A 16,465-nucleotide genomic window follows, 5' to 3' on the forward strand; every position below is an offset into this window, starting at 1 on the left:
GCCGGCCGTAAGCCGCGGAAGCGACACCCACATTACCCGGCCGTGGCCCGGTCCGGGCCCGGCACATCTCTATCAGTCGTTCCCCGCGGCCCCTCCCGCCCCGGCGGCAACACGTCCCGGGCCCTCTACGGGGCAGGGGCTGACGGCCGTCCGGGGCGGTCGGCCAGCGACCACCGGTACGGCTCAATCGTATAACCATGCAACGGAAAAGAGCCGCCCTTTCGGACGACTCAAACTGTAATGGGGCGTCTGCACCCGCAGCTGCGCGAAAATGCACGATAAGCCGTCGCAATGGAGTCTACTGACCTCGCGACTGTTCTATTTTGACTGCACGCTGGCTAAGTGAGTAGGCTTTATTGGAAATCCTGAGCACCCGACTAATTTGCTTCAACAAACCCGCAGGTCACAGACTTGTGTTTTGGAGACGTGGTCGGCGATTCGACAAAAGTCTACTCACTTAGTTTTGAGAGACGCTAATTGTCCGCAACGAGACCCCAGCCGGGGCGATTGATGCTCAAATGTAGCCAATTCGGGACGGCTACCCCGCCCCTCTTAGGGGCAAGGCAGGGGCTGCGGTGACTTTACGCACAAAAAATGCCGGGTGTAAGACCCCGGCTCTTGGAGGCCCCTCTTTTAGAGGGTACCGATTTCTTTATAGCATGAGATCGGACGGCTTTCAAATGGCGCCATGTGGATGGGATGGGATGGCGCGCCTGATAAAGCCCTCAATGAATGGCATCTAACTAGCGTTCGTGATATAAAGAAATCGGTCATCTCAAAAGAGAGGGCTTCCAAGTGCCGGGGACGTTTTCCCGGCTTTTTTCATTTCGGTGTCAATTCAAATGTTTTTCAACCTATCCCCTCAATAACTTGCGGTGAAATAGGGACTGAAATGGCTGTTCAGAAGCCTATTCAATCCCTATTTCACCGCAACTTATGGGTGGGGATGGCTACGATGCCAGTGTGGCGATGACGGCTTCGTCGCCGGCGTATATGAGGGTGTTGCCGTCTGGGATGATCGTTTGGCCGTCGCGCTTGAGCATCACCACAATAAACGGATGCTTGCCTTGCGGCACGTCGCGCAGGCGCTGGCCGGCCAGGCGACCGTGGGGCGTCACGGTGACCTCGCGCAGCGTAACCTCGGCACGCTCTTCAAACGTCGGGGCAGCCATCACCAATAGGTCGCCTTCCTCAATCACGGTATCGCCATTGGGCAGCACCGGGTGCGCGCCATCGCGCAGCACCAGGACGACGAGCATGTCCGTGGCGCTGCCAATATCGGCGAGCGAGCGTCCGGAAAACGGATGGCCCGCGCCCACCTTGAACTTGACAAACGACATGCCGTCCTCGTCGCGGTAATCGTTAAACGTACGGCGCACGTCGCCTTCCGCGTCGATCATATTGAGCTTTTTCGCCACCGCCGGTAGCAGCGAGCCCTGCACCACAATGCTCGACACGGCAATCACAAATACCAGGTCAAACAGGTCGTGACCGCCAGGAACACCGGCCACCACGGTAAAGAGGCTAAACACGACCGAAGCCGCGCCGCGCAGACCCGCCCAGCTTACGAGCGCAACCTGGCGAGGGTTCGTCTTAAAGGGCGCTAGGAGCACGCCGACGGCGATGGGGCGGCTCACAAAGAGCATAAACGCCATGAGCGCCAGGCCCGGCAGCAGCATCTGCGGCAGGCGTGCGGGCGTTACGAGCAGGCCGAGCAAGAAGAAGATCGTCATCTCGGCCATCTCGGTGAGGGTATCGAAGAAGTGCGCCATCTCGACCTTGCCGGTGATGTCGCTCGCACCCAGCACAATGCCGGCCAGGTACACGGCCAAAAATCCGTTGCCGCCCAGGTAGCTCGGCAGCGCGTAGGCGACGATGGCCACGGCGAACAAAAAGATGGTCTGCGCGCCCTCGGCCGTTGCGTGCGCGCGTTCAATCAGGCGGCCCGCCGCCCAGCCGATGGCGAGGCCCAGGCCCACGCCCAAGATAATCTGCTTGGCCAGCAGTGCGGGAATGTTGATGTCGCCGCCGGCCGCGAGTGTGGCGAGCACGGCGGTGAGCATATAGGCGACGGGGTCGTTGGAGCCCGATTCGACCTCGAGCAGCGAGTCGGTGCCGCCCTTCAGCGAAAGGCTGTGCTCGCGCAGAACGCTAAAGACGCTGGCCGCGTCGGTGGACGCCACGACCGATCCCAGCAGCAGGCCGCCGATCCAGTCGAAGCCCAGCACAAAGTGGGCGAACACGCCGGTGATGCCTGCGGTGATGACGACGCCGAGCGTGCTCAGCAGCACCGCAGGCACGGCGACGGGCTTGGCGCGGTCGATGTTGGTGTTAAAGCCGCCGTAGAACATGATGAACAGCAGCGCCGTGCTGCAGACGGTTTCGGTGAGTGCGTAGTCGCCAAAGTCGATATGCGCCGGGCCGTTGACGCCCAACAGCATGCCGAGCGCGATAAAGATAAGCAGGGTGGGGAAGGGGAGCTTTTTGCCGACGGGTTTGATGGTCAGGCACAAAATGATGACGAGGCCGATAAAAAGAAGGATCTGGTTCATGGATGGTGTCCGCTCCTGGGTGGTTGGCGTGGCACGGTCAGTTGTCTGCGGTTATTTGTACCCAAAGATGGTGGGTTTATGGGGTTGGATTGCGATCATGCGCGATATCGTCATAGACGGCTGCCGTCTTTGCCTCTGCTCGGAAACCCTTTCCAGCTTTATTGCAACGGAGTACAATGGGTAACGTTTAAGTTCAACTTGAAGTTTTAGTTGCGGCGCCGGGCTTCGGCCGCAATGCAAGGAGAGGCGTACCATGGCGATCTATGTGACATCTGATGCTCACGGGCACGTGCGTGCGCTTGACGAGGCCCTGTCTAAGATCTCGTTGACGTCCGACGACACGCTGTACGTGCTGGGCGACATGATCGATCGCGGGCCCGATCCGGTCGGCGTTATTAAGCTCGTGCGCTCGCTGCCCAACGCCCACGTGCTCAAGGGTAATCACGAGCAGATCATGCTCGATGCCATCATTGGTCAGGATCCGCTCGATGCCGAGACCTGGGATATCAACGGTGGCTGGACGACGCGCGAGCAGCTCAACGACATGGAATTTGAGGCATACGAGGAGCTCGTGCGATGGATGGCCGCGCTGCCGCTCTACGCGGTGGTCGAGACCGAGGAGCGCCCGTATCTGCTGGTACATGCCGGTATTGAGACCGAGGCGGCGCAGGCGTTTTTGCTTGAGCATGGCGTCGATTGTGCCGATGGCGTTGGAGCGGTGGGTGCCGATCGCGAGCTGCTGCAGCAGATGCTCGCGGTGCAGTCGTCCGATGACCTGCTGTGGATTCGTCATGGCTATTGGGATGCGTCGACCGGGCTGCTTTCTGCCGAGGGCAAGGGCCCGGTCGTGGTGAGCGGTCACACGCCCACGGTATCGCTTGGGCGTTATTGCGAGGTCGGTGGTCTTGCGGGGCTCGACGAGGAGTCGGGCCGCGGGCAGATCGTGCGCCTGGGCGGCGAGGATGCCGCCGGTGTGCCCGATCGCATCGACATCGACTGCGCCGCCGCCACCGGCTCCGAGTTCGGTCGTGTGGGCATCCTGCGGCTCGATGATGGGGCGGAGTTCTACGCGAACATCAACCCGGGCGAATAATCGGTGCAAGGGGTAGCTAATTTTGGACGGGGCCTTTTTTGACTACTTTTGTCCTTCTGCCCGCAAATTGATTTTTCAGGGACGGGGATTAGATAATCATTTGGCTGCCCGCTGGCTAAGTGAGTAGACTTTTTTGGAAATGCCGAGCACCCAACATATTTGCCTCAATAAAACCGCAGGTCACGGACTTGTGCTTTGTCGGTGTGGTCCGGGATTCGGTAAAAGTCTACTCACTTAGTTTTGCATGTCCGCAACGAGACTCCAGCCGGGGTGATTCCACCGCAAATTAGCTTCTCCCATCGCCGCAATTAGGCGCCGTACGGATTCCGGTCCCTCTCTATGCGTTGGCGGATGTGGGCGTACTCGATAATCAACAGTACCAGCAGTAGGGCCATGATGGCTAGGTAGCTCACGACGGCGCCCATCAGGCCGAGCAGATTGATCAGAATCACCGGGAGCACCACGCTCACGGCAAAGCAGATCAGGTAGATCTTGGTGACGTCTCCAGCGTGGCGCAGCACCGTGATGATGGCGTAGATAAAGTCGATGGCCGCGGTGACGCCGCCGGCGACGACCATCAGCAGCGCCAGCGTACGGTAGCGTTCAAAGCTGAGACCGTACATAAAGCTCATGAGGGGAATACCGGGACCTGCCATAAATGCGGCGCACACGCCGGTGATGACCACGATCAGCGCCATAACGGCAACAATAATCAGGTCAAAGCGATGACGCTTACGAGGATTAGCCCAAATGCTCGACAAGCGCAGGAGCTGCGGTTTATAGACAAATCCAATGCTCAACAGAATAGCCTGAGCTGGAAAAAACAGGGCATTAAAGTACAGCTGGTATTTGTAGGCCAGTGTTCCTTCCATCACAAACTTGGGCATGCTTTCGATAAGGTTGAACAGGAATAGCGCGCCAAAGAGTGGGGCGCACTGGACAAACAGGTGGCCGACCTCGCGCAGGTTTACGCGGCGCGATTTTTCGGTCTCGAGCAGGGCGAGCGGCGCGGTGACCAGCACGAGCGAGGCGATTGCGGCGATGCCCATGGCCATGGCCGCGATGGGCATGCTGCGCGTGAAGAACAGCGCCACGCTGAAGACCGCGATGACGCCGACGGAGCGTAGCGTTTGACTCATTCCAGCCAAGTAGAGCTTGTCGGCCTGCTGCAGGCGGCCTTCGTACACGTCGGCGACGCCGTCGATGACCTTATACAGGTAGACGCCCAGGCCGATCGTCGCCATCTGCGCGTCATAGCCGCGGGCGCTGCTATACATGAGGCCGCAGCCTAGGGCGAGCGCTCCGCAGATCCAACGATTGAGCTGGTAGGAGGCGAAGGACGTCTTTTCGTCGATGTCCGAGACCTGGAAATTGCGCACGCCGTAGTTGCATGCGATCATGATGAGCGTGCCGGTGACAAAGGCGATGGAGAACTTGCCGGCTTCTTCGGCGCCCACGAGCTGTGTGGACACGATGGTGAGCAGCGGAAACGCCAAGCCCCACACGGCGGTGCCGAGAGCGTTCCAAAGGTAATCGCGGCGGGTGGCGTGCTCCTCGTATTCCGCTTCCTGCATGGAGAAGCCGCCGCCGTAGACGGCACCGAGCAGACGGTTCCACCAAGCGTTGACCATGCGGCGGACGGGGCCGGGCTTGCGATCGCGTTCGCGCCGGCGACGTGTGGCTTGGCTGCTATCGGGCCCGCCGGCGTTGCGCTGACTCAGCTCTTGGATGCGTGCGAGTTCCTCGGCAGTGTGCGAGGCAGGGAAGAGGCCGTTCTCGATGCGGCCGCCCTGGGCCTTCGCGGCGCCGTCTCTCGATGCAGCGGGGTTGGAGACGCCGTTGCGGCGGGCGATGGCGCGGCGAATGCTATCGAGGGGCGTGATGCTCAAAGCGGAGTCCTTTCTATTGCTGCGCTTTAGTATAGACGCGACGGTGTTCGTTCGTGTTTTTGAACGGATTGTTCAATAATTTCGGCGGGCGGCTGTAATTTGTCGGTAAACGTGCGGTATCCTGTTGAAGTTTTGTGACCCCCCGATGCCGCTTGCGCGGTACCAAGGAGTTTTTACCCATGGATGTCGCTGCGTTTTTGCTGGCTCTTGTGCCGATCATCTGGCTCGTTGTGATGCTGCTGTGCTTTAAATGGCCGGCTTGGAAGGCCGCCATTGGCTCGTTCGCCCTTTCGTGCGTGCTCGCCTTTGCGTGGTGGCATCTGCCGGCGGCGCAGATAGCCACGGCCTCGCTCGAGGGCTTTTTGATGGCCCTGTGGCCCATCGTGCTCGTGATTATTGCCGCGGTGTTCACGTATAACCTGTGTGTGCGCACGGGCGCCATGGACGTGATTGGCAGCATGATCACCTCCATCAGCAGCGATCGTCGTCTGCTGGCGCTGCTCGTGGCCTGGTGCTTCGGCGGTTTTATGGAGGGCATGGCCGGCTTTGGTACCGCCGTTGCCATTCCCGCCGGCATGCTCGCGGGCCTTGGTTTTGAGGCCGTGCCTGCCGTTCTGATTTGCCTGCTGGCCAACGGCGTGCCCACGCCCTACGGCTCCATTGGCATCCCCACGGTGTCCGTTGCCGACCTGGTGGGTCTGGATTCCCTGCATCTGGCGACCGTTCAGCTGGCGCAGCTTGCGCCCTTCTTTGTGGCGATGCCGCTGCTTATTGTGCTGGTTGCGGGCCGTGTCGCCGATGGCCAGGGCAATGTTGCAAGCGTGAGCGAGCGTCTGCACGGCGTTGCCGGCGTGGCACTGCTTTCCGGTGTGTCCTTTGTTGGTACGGCCCTGGTCGTTGCCATGTTTGTGGGCCCCGAGCTTGCCGTGGTCGTGGGCTCCATCGTGTCGCTCGCACTGACCGCCGCGCTTGCCATGCGCGCCGAGAAGTCCGGTCATCTGGACGCGCGCTTCCATATGAATATCGAGGCCGGCGAACAGCTCACCGTTAAGTCGGCGCTTTCTGCCTGGTCGTGCTTCATCCTGATTTTTGTGCTGCTGTTGGGTACCTCCAACCTGGTGCCCGCCGTGCACGCCGCGCTCGCGCCGTTTGCGAGCCACGTGCAGGTGTATTGCGGCGAGAACCCCGGTGCGCTTACGTTTTCGTGGATTAACACGCCGGGTGTTTGGATTTTCCTGGCCGCGTTTGTCGGTGGCGCGATTCAGGGCGCTTCGCCGCGTCTGATGGGCGAGGTGCTGGCCGCGACCGTCAAGCAGATGATGCCGACGGTCATTACCATGCTTTCGGTGCTGGGCTGTGCCAAGGTGATGGGCTATGCAGGCATGATCTCGTCGATCAGCGCGTTCTGCATCGCCGTCGCCGGTGGTCTGTACCCGATTCTGGCCCCGTGGATCGGTGCCGTCGGTGCGTTCGTGACCGGTTCGGGCACGTCGTCGGGCATGCTGTTTGGTCCCATCCAGAGCCAGGCGGCTACGGCGCTGGACGTGAGTGACTACTGGATGGTCGCGCTGAACGCCCTGGGTGTCGCCGCCGGCAAGATGATCTCGCCGCAGACCCTCGCCATTGGTCTTGCTGCCGTGCACGTGCGCGGTAAGGACGCCGAGCTCCTGGGCGCAGTGCTGCCCTACGCCGCTGGCATGCTGGTCCTCATGAGCGCCATCGCCATGTTCGGCCAAAACCTGCCGCTGCAGTCGGCACTTGGGGACGTTCCTTATGTGCCGGCATCTGGGGACACTCCTTGGCTGTTGCCTGTTCAAGAGTGTCCCCAACGACTAGTCGTTTAAGAACGTCCCCAATGACTAGGCCGCTTGCGTGCGATTTTTGACCGTTGAGCGGGCGCTTCGCCGTTGCCGCAAAAACGTTTTTGCATATCGGGTACAACGGGCTTTACGTGAGTAAAGTGCGCGCCGTGTCCACGTGTCGCGCTTTTAAAGGAGGCCCCATGCCTGGTGTTACCCCTGCAGAAGTTCTGCCCAACTTTGGCATTACGTTGGTCGAAGATCCCGCCGAGAATCAACCCCGCCTGCTGGTGGACCTGCCGGCGGCAGAGCTCGTCGAGCATGCCATTCGTCGCGAAGAAGGCCGCATGGCCTCCAACGGCGCACTGGTGATCGAGACGGGAGAGCGCACTGGCCGCTCGCCCAACGACCGCTTTATTGTTGATACGCCCGACGTGCACGACAAGATTGCCTGGGGTGCCGTCAACCGCCCGCTTTCTGCCGAGAGCTACGAGGCCATCAAGGCCGGCATCGTCGACTATCTCAACGAGCGCGACGTGTTCGTCACTCGCGGTATGGCTGGTGCCGATCGTAATCACACGCGCCGACTGCTTGTTGCCTGCGAGCGCGCAAGTCAGGCGCTCTTCATCAAGCAGATGCTCGCCCGCCCGCTCGCCCGCGAAATCGCGCGTGCCGGCGAGCCGGACTTCTGCGTGCTCGCCGCGCCGGGCTACCAGTGCGACCCTGCCATCAAGGGCCTCAACTCCAGCGCCGCGGTGGTCATCAACTTCCAGGAGCGCGTGATTCTGGTCGCTGGCACCGGCTACTCCGGCGAAATCAAAAAGTCTATCTTCAGCGTTATGAATTACCTGCTGCCCGTCGAGGACGATGTTCTGCCCATGCATTGCTCGGCCAGTATGGACCCCGTCACGCATGAGACCGCCGTGTTCTTTGGCCTGTCCGGCACCGGTAAGACCACGCTTTCGGCCAACCCCACGCGCCTGCTGATCGGCGATGACGAGCACGGCTGGTCCGACATGGGCATCTTTAACGTCGAGGGCGGCTGCTACGCCAAGTGCGAGGGCTTGGACGCGTTCCACGAGCCCGAGATCTTCAACGCCGTTCGCTTTGGCGCCATCTGCGAAAACGTGGTGCTCGACGAGAATCGCAAGCCCAACTACGATGACGTCTCGATCACGCACAACACGCGCGTGGCTTATCCCGTCGAGCATATTCCCAACGCGTGGACCAAGGGCATGGGCACCACCCCGAGCGTCGTGCTGTTTTTGACCTGCGATGCCTTTGGCGTGTTGCCGCCCATCTCACGCCTGACGGCCGATGCCGCCATGTATCACTTTGTGACGGGCTTTACGGCCAAGATCCCCGGCACCGAGGTCGGCGTCACCGAGCCCACGCCCACGTTCTCCTCGCTGTTTGGCGAGCCGTTTATGCCGCTCGACCCCATGGTCTACGCCAAGATGCTCGGCGAGCGTATCGCCGACGGTCGCACCCGCGTCTATCTGGTCAATACCGGCTGGATCGGCGGCGGCTACGGCGTGGGTCATCGCATCGAGCTGGCCTACACGCGCTCACTGGTCGCTCGCGCCCTCGACGGTACCATCGAGGACAGCGAGTTTGTGCACGACGATATCTTTAATGTCGACATTCCCACTACGTGCCACGGTGTGCCCGACAGCATCCTGGTGCCGCGCCAGTACTGGCAGAGCACCGCGCGCTACGACGAGGCAGCGCACAACCTGGCGGTGATGTTCGAGGAGAACTTCGAGAAGAAGTACTCGCACCTGCCCGAGTCCGTCAAAGCCGCCGGCCCGCACGCCCAGGTGTCCGCCGAGGCCCGTCATCGCGGCCGCGGCCTGCTGGGACTCCGCCACTAGTCGCCTCAGACCCAAAACCACCACAAAGGGGACAGGCACCTTTGTGGTGGTTTTGCTCGCGCGGATGACTCAGGTTACAATACGCCTGACATATCGCCCCCTTCTCCGGATGGGGGCAGCGTAAGCGCTCTTGTGGCGGCACCGTAGGACTTTGAAGGTGGCCGCTGTGAGGGCGCTTTTTGTTTAGGCGCCCTCGCTCGGGCGTGCACAATGAAGGGAGAGCGTATGAAGGGCTTTGTTGCCGAGGATTCATTTTGGGAGCTGTTTCCGCAGGCGGCGGTCGGCGTCGTGGTCGTAAAGGGCATGAAGCCTGCGGCTCAGATTCCCCAGGAGGACGTGGATGCGATTGCCGCGCTGCTCGACCGCGCTAATATCGATGCGAAGCGTTACCTGACGAGTGATACCATCAGCGAAAACGCGCCGGTTAAGGCATGGCGCGAGGCGTATCGCCTGTTCAAGACCAAGAAGGGCGCGCGTTGCTCAGTTGAGAACCTGCTCAAGCGCGTGCTCAAAGGCAAGCCGGTCGGCCACATTACGCCGGCGGTGGATATCTACAACACGATTTCGTTGACTTATGCGTTGCCCGTTGGCGGTGAGGATTTGCATGCTATTGAGGGCAATCTGCGCCTGGCGGTGACCGACGGCGGCGACGCGTTCTTGCCACTTGGCGAGGAGGCAGATGATCCGACGCTGCCTGGTGAGCTTGCCTATATCGATGATGCGGGCGCCGTGTGCCGTTGCTGGAACTGGCGCGATGGCGTTCGCACGGCGCTGTCCGACGATTCGGCCGACGCATTTCTGGCGATTGAGTGCGTGGAGCCCGAGCGGATGGGGGATTGCCAGGCCGCGATCGATCGCTTGGCCGAGCTGCTCGAGCGCTATCTGGGAGCGACGGTCGTCGTTAAGACCCTAGTGACCTGCGACAATCCCTGCGTGGAGCTATAGCGGCGCCTAGAACCTATTGATGCCCCAAACCACCACAAAGGTGCCTGTCCCCTTTGTGGTGGTTTTTATGTTGATGGGTTAACAAATCGGATATTTGGGTACGGGGGTCCGGACATGCGGCTAAGATGTTTACCCGTTAGCATCATGCAAGCGAAAGGCGGTCGTCTCCCATGCAGCAGAACGACGAGACACGTTTTGAGGACTTTGTCGGACTGATCAGCGGCCTCTACAAGGAGATTCAGCGCATCAAGACGTCCGAGGGCGCAAGGCTCGGCCTTAAGGGCTCCGACGTCATGTGCCTGTACTATCTTGAGCGCAGCAAGGACGGCCTGACTGGCGCCGACCTCGCCCGTATGGCTGGCGTTACCCGTGCCGCCGTTTCGCGCACACTGGCACATCTGGAGGAGGGCGGCTACGTCGAGGTCGACGACTCGGGCGATGCTGCCGTCAAGTACCGCGCTCCGGTTCGCCTGACTGCCCTGGGCGGCGAGAGCATGAGCGAGGCCGACCGCATCATTCGCGAAGTGCTCGACACCACCGGTAAGGCCATGGGCGTGGAGCAGCGCGAGCAGATGTATGCGTCGCTGCGTACGATTCTCAACACCCTGCGCGAGATCTAAGGCCGCCAAGGCATTTGCTTCCCATTAACAACTGCATAGTCCCGTTTGAGCGCGTATACCGTGCCGGGGCATTGCTGTCAAAATTCCCCGCGCGAGGTCCGCGCAAGAAAGGATTCGCTATGTCCGTCCGCATTATTACCGATTCCGCGAGCGATATGACGCCGGCTGAGCACCCCGCTCTGCGTGTTCTGCCGCTGTCCGTCACCTTTGGCTCCGACGTGTATATGGATGGTGTCGACATCGATCACCAGCGCTTTTACGAGATGCTCGTGGAGCGCGATGAGCTGCCCAAGACCGGCCAGGTCAACCCGTACGCGTTTTCGCAGACGATTGCCGAGGCGCGTGAGGCCGGCGACGAGGCCGTGATTATTACCGTGGGCGCCAAGCTTTCGGGCACCAATCAGAGTGCTCGTACCGCACTTGCCGAGGCGCCAGGCGGCGACGTGTTCGTCGTGGACAGCAATAACGTGACCTTGGGCGAGCGCGTGCTGGTCGAGTATGCGCTGCGCCTGGTGGACGATGGCCGTAGTGCGGCCCAGATCGCGGCGGCGGTCGAGGCCGTGCGCGACCGTGTGGTGGTTATCGGCCTGCTCGAGACGCTGGAGTACCTGGTGCGCGGAGGCCGTCTGTCTGCCGCGGCCGGCGCCGTGGGTACGCTGCTCAACGTGAAGCCGGTCGTGGCCGCCGAGGACGGCCTCATCGTGCAGTTGGGCAAGGCGCGCGGTTCCAAGAACGGCCGTAACCTGCTCAACCAGAAGGTCGAAAAGGCGGGCGGCGTCGACTTCTCCATGCCGCTGGCGCTCGGCTATACGGGCCTTTCGGACGCGGTACTTAAGAAGTACATCGAGGACAGCGCCGCGCTGTGGGCCGGCCATACCGAGAGCGAGCTTCCCATCCATACCATCGGCGCCACTATCGGCACCCATGTGGGTCCCGGCGCCGTAGCCGTAGCCTTCTTCCGCCCCGCCAACTAGCTATCCGGTCAAAACCACCACAAAGGGGACAGGCACCTTTGTGGTGGTTTATGCTGGTACCGGTTGAAGGGAGCATGCGATGGCGTCTGAGGGCTTTTTTGAGCGGGTGTACGAGGTGGTCGAGCAGATCCCTGAGGGGATGGTCGCCACGTATGGTCAGGTGGCGTTGCTTGCCGGTCGTCCACGAAGTGCGCGGTACGTGGGGTATGCGCTGCACAGCAATCCGCGCCCTGGCCAAATCCCCGTCACCGCGTGGTGTTTGCCGATGGCCGTATTTGTGAGGGCTTTGCGTTTGGCGGCCCCGATGCCCAGCGTGAGCTTTTGCTGGGGGAGGGTGTGGCGTTTAAGGACGACATGCACGTCGATCTGGGCGCCTGTCGCTGGCCTGCCGGGCTCTAACTGCTCTGCCGTGGCCAAAACCACCACAAAGGTGCCTGTCCCCTTTGTGGTGGTTTTCCGCTGCAGGTTTACCGGAGCTAACTTATGGAGAAGGTATGGCGGCGCATATTGACGCTAGAAAGTAAACCACGGTGAACTATATTGGTTTCAGCAACGGAGCAGGCAATAGGCGATGAAAAAGCCTGCCCTGTTGAGTTTGATTCGCATCCCTCCCCTCTGTGCGATTCAACGGTGTACTTCGGGAACAGGCCCGCTGGCAACTAACTGCCAGCGGGCCTGTTCCTGTTTCGGTGAGGGGTCAGCCTCACCGTCTATGTTGTGCGAAAGCGCTTTGCCTAGTACACCATGCCCATGGCGTCCCGAACCTCGGCCAGGGTCTGCTCGGCGATCTCGCTGGCGCGACGATTGCCCTCGTGCAGCACGTCCTTCACGTAATCCAGGTCGTTCTCGTAGCGCTGGCGACGCTCACGGATTGGAGCGAAGTACTCGTTGACGGCCTCGGTCACGTACTTCTTGAGCTGGCCGGAGCCGCCCATGCCGATCTCCTCGGCAATCTCGACCTCGGAACGACCGGTGCAGATGGCAGCCGTCGAGAGCAGGCCGGATACGCCGGGGCGGTTCTCGGGATCAAACGTGATCATGCGCTCAGAGTCGGTCTGGCTCTTCTTGATGCGCTTGGCCGTCTCCTCGGCGGTCATCGAGATGTTGATGGCGTTGCCGTAGCTCTTGCTCATCTTGCGACCGTCCAGGCCGGGCAGCAGCGGGGTCTCGGACAGCAGCGCTTCGACCTCGGGAAATACCTTGCCATAGCGGTTGTTAAAGCGGCGGGCGATAGTGCGGGTGAGCTCGATATGCGGCAGCTGATCGCGGCCGACGGGCACCACATTGCCCTTGCAGAACAGAATGTCGCAGGCCTGGTGCACCGGGTAGGTGAGCAGAAGGCCGGTGAGCTCGTGGCCCGAGGCCTCCATCTCGGCCTTGACCGTGGGGTTACGCGCCAGCTCGGCCTCGGACACCAGCGACAGGAACGGCAGCATGAGCTGGTTTGCGGCGGGCACGGCGGAGTGCGCGTAGATCATGGTCTTGTCGGGGTCGATACCGCAGGCAAGGTAGTCCATGACCATGTTGTACACGTTGTCCTGGATGTGCTCGGTCGTGTCGCGGTCAGTGATGACCTGGTAGTCGGCGATAAGTACGTTGGTCTTGGCGCCCATGTTCTGCAGCTCAACACGGCCCTTGAGGGTGCCGAAGTAGTGGCCCAGGTGCAGACGGCCGGTGGGGCGGTCGCCGGTGAGCATGGTGAACTTCTCGGGCGTTTTGGCCAGGCCCTCGCGAATGGCGTTGCTCTTTTGCAGCGCGACTTCGTAGCTGTTCTCGTTTGGCATGATTGCTCCTAACGTATGTTCATGGGTCAAGATGATAACGCGTTTATTGGAGGGGTGGTGCGTAAGTAGGCGAGGGGCGGAAGAGGGACGCGCGTGGTGCGGCATGTGCGATGGGTGCGGCGCGGCTGCGCTTGGCTAACGGTGCCTTGGCGCATCCTCGGCAGCTTGCCCTAGAGCTTGTGGTGGCGCTCTTCTTTGCGCTCCTCGGCTGCCTGCTCCTCCTGCTTAAAGGCGGGGTCGTCGGGGGTGACGAGCTCGTCCTCGTGCGTGCGCTTGTTGTAATGGTGGCGCAGCACGGGCTCAAACAGATGTAGATGTTTGGCAAAGGCCGCCGAGCCAATGGCGAGCACGGTAAAGATGAGCACACGCATGGGCACCTCGACCTGGTTAATCGCGGCGGCGCCGGCCGAAAGCATGATGCACCAGGCATAGATGAGCAGCACGGCCTGTTTTTGGTTGTAGCCTTCTTGGATTAGGCGGTGGTGGATGTGGCCCTTGTCGGCCTGCCCGATGCTAATGTGGGCGCGCCTGCGGCGCACGATGGCGCTAAACGTGTCGATGATGGGCACGCCGGCAACGATGAGCGGGATGATAAGCGAGGTGAGCGCGGCGGTGCGGCTCACGTTGAGCAGCGAGATGGAGCCCAGTGCAAAGCCCAGAAGCAGCGACCCCGAGTCGCCCAAGAAGATGCTTGCGGGGTTGAAGTTGTAGCGCAAAAAGGCCAGACAGGCGCCAAAGAGCGCAATGGAGAGCGCGGCGGCGTCGATGCGGCCCGAGAGAACGGCCATCGAAAACATGGTGAACGAGGCAATGCCGCAGATGCCCGTGGCCAAGCCGTCGAGGCCGTCGATGAGGTTAATGATGTTGGTGAATGCCACCAGATAGATTACGGTGATGGGGTAGGCGAGCCATCCGAGCATGATCTCGCCGGGGGCAAACGGGTTGACGATGACGCCGATTTTTAGGCCGCCGATACAGGCGATGAGCGCGGCGAGGACCTGTCCGGCCAGCTTTTGCTTGGGCTTGAGCTGGAAGACGTCGTCGATAGCGCCGGTCGCAAAGATGACGGTAAAGGAGAGCGCCAGCATGGGATAGCTAATGTGAAGGCGCGGGTGCGGCACCAGGACGGGTGGCCAGCCTAGGTGCCAGGTGCCTAGGATTTGCACAATGCAGGCAACTACCAGGCCCAAAAACACCGCCGTTCCGCCCAAACGCGGGATGGGCTTGGTGTTGATGCGGCGCTTAGAAGGATAGTCGACGGCATCGAGTTTAATTGCCAAGCGCTTGACCAGGGGCACCGCGAGGAAGGTCGTGATAAAGGCCGCCGCTGCCACGCATAGGTACGGTATGTAGCTCGGGGATGAAGCCATGAATCTAAAAACCGCCAAGCGTCGAAGGAAAAGGTCAGAAGAACGCCATGCGCAAAGGGCATAGCCGAACCATAATACTCGACCAAGGGGGGTGCATGTAATTGCACGCAGCGATAATCACGCGCTTACCAGATATTGGGATGTTGTCGATGGCTTGTCGGGATGCCGGCGGGGATCCATATGGACTGTAATGGCGATTTTCGGCAAAAGAAAACCACCCCCCACGTTACGAAAATGAACCCACCTAAAACAGGTGGGTGCCCTCATCGACTGTTCCAGCGTCCTTAACAACGAAGGATACCTGTACTAGGCACGACTGTGTGGGCTCCCTAAATAAACGCGACGGTTCACCCAGTTGCTCCGCGGGGGGCGGAATACCTACATCATAAAGCGGCACTTTGTGGATTCCAGTCTTGACATTACAAAAATCGTGTCGGACGATTACGGCGCCTTAGGGACGGAGTCGTCTACGCGGCCTGGCCCTTTACGTTTGAGCTGCTGAATCGTTGTTTTGGAGCATGTTTTTATGCCGACGTCGTTGACCGAACTTTTTTCGCCCGCCTGCCATTTGTGTCCGCGCCGTTGCGGTGCGGCGCGCGATGAGGGCGCGCGCGGCGTATGCGGTGCTAACGACACGCTCAGGGTGGCCCGCGCGGCGCTTCATATGTGGGAGGAGCCGCCTATCTCGGGTGAGGCCGGTTCGGGCACGATCTTCTTTAGCGGCTGCTCGCTTAAATGTATCTACTGCCAGAACCACGAGATCTCGACCGGCAATTTTGGCCTTGAGATTTCGCCTGAGCGCCTGGTCGAGATTATGCTGGAGCTGCAGGACCAGGGTGCCAACAACATCAATTTGGTGACGGCGACGCACTATGCGCACCTGTTGCCTGCTGCGATCGCCGCGGCACGGACGCGCGGGCTGGTCATCCCGATCGTCTACAACACGAGTGGTTACGAGCGCGCGAGTGCCGTGGCGGCGCTGGGCGACCTGGTCGATGTGTGGCTCACCGACTTTAAATATGCCGATGCCGGGCTTGCGCAGTCGCTTTCTCATATTAAGGACTATCCGCGCGTGGCCGTGTCGGGTCTGGCCCAGATGGCGCGCGAGATCGATCGCCGCGGGGGAGAGCTGGTGGACGAGGGCGGGCTCATGAAGCGCGGCATCATCGTGCGCCATCTGGTGCTGCCGGGACATGCAGACGATTCATGCCGCGTGCTGGACCTGGTGTGGCAGACGGTGGGCGACGTGCCGATCTCGGTCATGAACCAGTACACGCCCAATGCGCTCATGCGAGAGCAGGGCGGCGACCTGGCGCGCGCCGTGACGCGCGAGGAGTACGAGCAGGTACTCGACCATGCCGACGACCTGGGCTTTACGACGATGTTTTGGCAAGAGGGCGGCGCGGTAGACGAGAGCTTTACCCCAGCGTTCGACACCACCGGCGTCCTCACCAGCGCAAAGTAGTGCGTTCGCCGATGATTTTTCTGGGACGTGTCTCTATAGTTTTGTCAACCGCGTGCTTCGCGCCATTTCGGCATGACGCATCCGGGCGCCCGGCGCCCCC

General features: G+C 61.0%; 11 protein-coding genes and 1 pseudogene. 8 read left to right on the forward strand and 4 right to left on the reverse strand.

Features of this window, described 5'->3' with window-relative positions; genetic code table 11:
- Window positions 1–950 precede the first annotated feature (950 nt).
- A complete protein-coding gene (locus I2E45_RS09615; protein WP_195445902.1) occupies window positions 951–2,552 on the reverse strand; it encodes a potassium/proton antiporter in 1,602 nt (533 codons plus the stop codon).
- Between the two features lie 253 nt (window positions 2,553–2,805).
- Here I2E45_RS09615 and I2E45_RS09620 point away from each other — a divergent pair, with 253 nt between their 5' ends.
- Window positions 2,806–3,645 (forward strand): metallophosphoesterase family protein, encoded by an 840-nt coding sequence (locus I2E45_RS09620; protein WP_195445903.1) that lies wholly within the window; start codon window positions 2,806–2,808, stop codon window positions 3,643–3,645.
- 308 nt (window positions 3,646–3,953) lie between these two features.
- Here the strand turns inward: I2E45_RS09620 and I2E45_RS09625 are convergent, their stop codons facing one another.
- Complete coding sequence (locus tag I2E45_RS09625; protein ID WP_324249339.1) at window positions 3,954–5,534, reverse strand: lipopolysaccharide biosynthesis protein; 1,581 nt, start codon at window positions 5,532–5,534, stop codon at window positions 3,954–3,956.
- 179 nt (window positions 5,535–5,713) lie between these two features.
- Here I2E45_RS09625 and I2E45_RS09630 point away from each other — a divergent pair, with 179 nt between their 5' ends.
- From I2E45_RS09630 to I2E45_RS09655, 6 genes and pseudogenes are all read left to right on the forward strand, one after another.
- Complete coding sequence (locus I2E45_RS09630) at window positions 5,714–7,378, forward strand: L-lactate permease (protein WP_229058930.1); 1,665 nt, start codon at window positions 5,714–5,716, stop codon at window positions 7,376–7,378.
- A 158-nt stretch (window positions 7,379–7,536) separates the two neighbouring features.
- Window positions 7,537–9,207 carry a phosphoenolpyruvate carboxykinase (ATP) gene (gene pckA / locus I2E45_RS09635; protein WP_195445904.1) on the forward strand — a complete coding sequence of 557 codons (1,671 nt, stop codon included), beginning with the start codon at window positions 7,537–7,539 and terminating at the stop codon, window positions 9,205–9,207.
- 225 nt (window positions 9,208–9,432) lie between these two features.
- Window positions 9,433–10,152: a B3/B4 domain-containing protein gene (locus I2E45_RS09640; RefSeq protein ID WP_195445905.1), complete on the forward strand. Its 720-nt coding sequence runs from the start codon at window positions 9,433–9,435 to the stop codon at window positions 10,150–10,152.
- 170 nt (window positions 10,153–10,322) lie between these two features.
- On the forward strand, window positions 10,323–10,772 hold the full coding sequence (locus I2E45_RS09645) for a MarR family winged helix-turn-helix transcriptional regulator (RefSeq protein ID WP_022093866.1): 450 nt from the start codon (window positions 10,323–10,325) through the stop codon (window positions 10,770–10,772).
- Between the two features lie 119 nt (window positions 10,773–10,891).
- A complete protein-coding gene (locus I2E45_RS09650; RefSeq protein ID WP_195445906.1) occupies window positions 10,892–11,746 on the forward strand; it encodes a DegV family protein in 855 nt (284 codons plus the stop codon).
- A 79-nt stretch (window positions 11,747–11,825) separates the two neighbouring features.
- Window positions 11,826–12,145, forward strand: a pseudogene (locus tag I2E45_RS09655) (MGMT family protein).
- 335 nt (window positions 12,146–12,480) lie between these two features.
- Here the strand turns inward: I2E45_RS09655 and trpS are convergent.
- Entirely contained in the window at window positions 12,481–13,530 is a 1,050-nt protein-coding gene (gene trpS, locus I2E45_RS09660; RefSeq protein WP_195445907.1) for a tryptophan--tRNA ligase, read from the reverse strand.
- A gap of 170 nt (window positions 13,531–13,700) precedes the next feature.
- A complete protein-coding gene (locus tag I2E45_RS09665; protein WP_195241117.1) occupies window positions 13,701–14,900 on the reverse strand; it encodes an MraY family glycosyltransferase in 1,200 nt (399 codons plus the stop codon).
- Between the two features lie 526 nt (window positions 14,901–15,426).
- On the opposite strand from I2E45_RS09665, the gene I2E45_RS09670 reads away from it, so the two are divergent.
- The gene (locus I2E45_RS09670) at window positions 15,427–16,365 is read left to right on the forward strand and encodes a radical SAM protein (protein ID WP_195445908.1); all 939 of its coding nucleotides are present in this window, start codon (window positions 15,427–15,429) and stop codon (window positions 16,363–16,365) included.
- Window positions 16,366–16,465 lie beyond the last annotated feature (100 nt).

It is taken from the genome of Collinsella aerofaciens (genome assembly GCF_015555045.1).
GTDB lineage: Bacteria > Actinomycetota > Coriobacteriia > Coriobacteriales > Coriobacteriaceae > Collinsella > Collinsella aerofaciens_W.

Excerpts from the sequence above, each read along its gene's own strand:
- I2E45_RS09670 (WP_195445908.1), top strand. The coding sequence starts at position 15,427 with ATGCCGACGTCGTTGACCGAACTTTTTTCGCCCGCCTGCCATTTGTGT.
- I2E45_RS09640 (WP_195445905.1), top strand. The coding sequence starts at position 9,433 with ATGAAGGGCTTTGTTGCCGAGGATTCATTTTGGGAGCTGTTTCCGCAG.
- I2E45_RS09665 (WP_195241117.1), bottom strand. The coding sequence starts at position 14,900 with ATGGCTTCATCCCCGAGCTACATACCGTACCTATGCGTGGCAGCGGCG.
- I2E45_RS09620 (WP_195445903.1), top strand. The coding sequence starts at position 2,806 with ATGGCGATCTATGTGACATCTGATGCTCACGGGCACGTGCGTGCGCTT.
- pckA (WP_195445904.1), top strand. The coding sequence starts at position 7,537 with ATGCCTGGTGTTACCCCTGCAGAAGTTCTGCCCAACTTTGGCATTACG.
- I2E45_RS09645 (WP_022093866.1), top strand. The coding sequence starts at position 10,323 with ATGCAGCAGAACGACGAGACACGTTTTGAGGACTTTGTCGGACTGATC.
- I2E45_RS09615 (WP_195445902.1), bottom strand. The coding sequence starts at position 2,552 with ATGAACCAGATCCTTCTTTTTATCGGCCTCGTCATCATTTTGTGCCTG.
- I2E45_RS09650 (WP_195445906.1), top strand. The coding sequence starts at position 10,892 with ATGTCCGTCCGCATTATTACCGATTCCGCGAGCGATATGACGCCGGCT.
- trpS (WP_195445907.1), bottom strand. The coding sequence starts at position 13,530 with ATGCCAAACGAGAACAGCTACGAAGTCGCGCTGCAAAAGAGCAACGCC.
- I2E45_RS09630 (WP_229058930.1), top strand. The coding sequence starts at position 5,714 with ATGGATGTCGCTGCGTTTTTGCTGGCTCTTGTGCCGATCATCTGGCTC.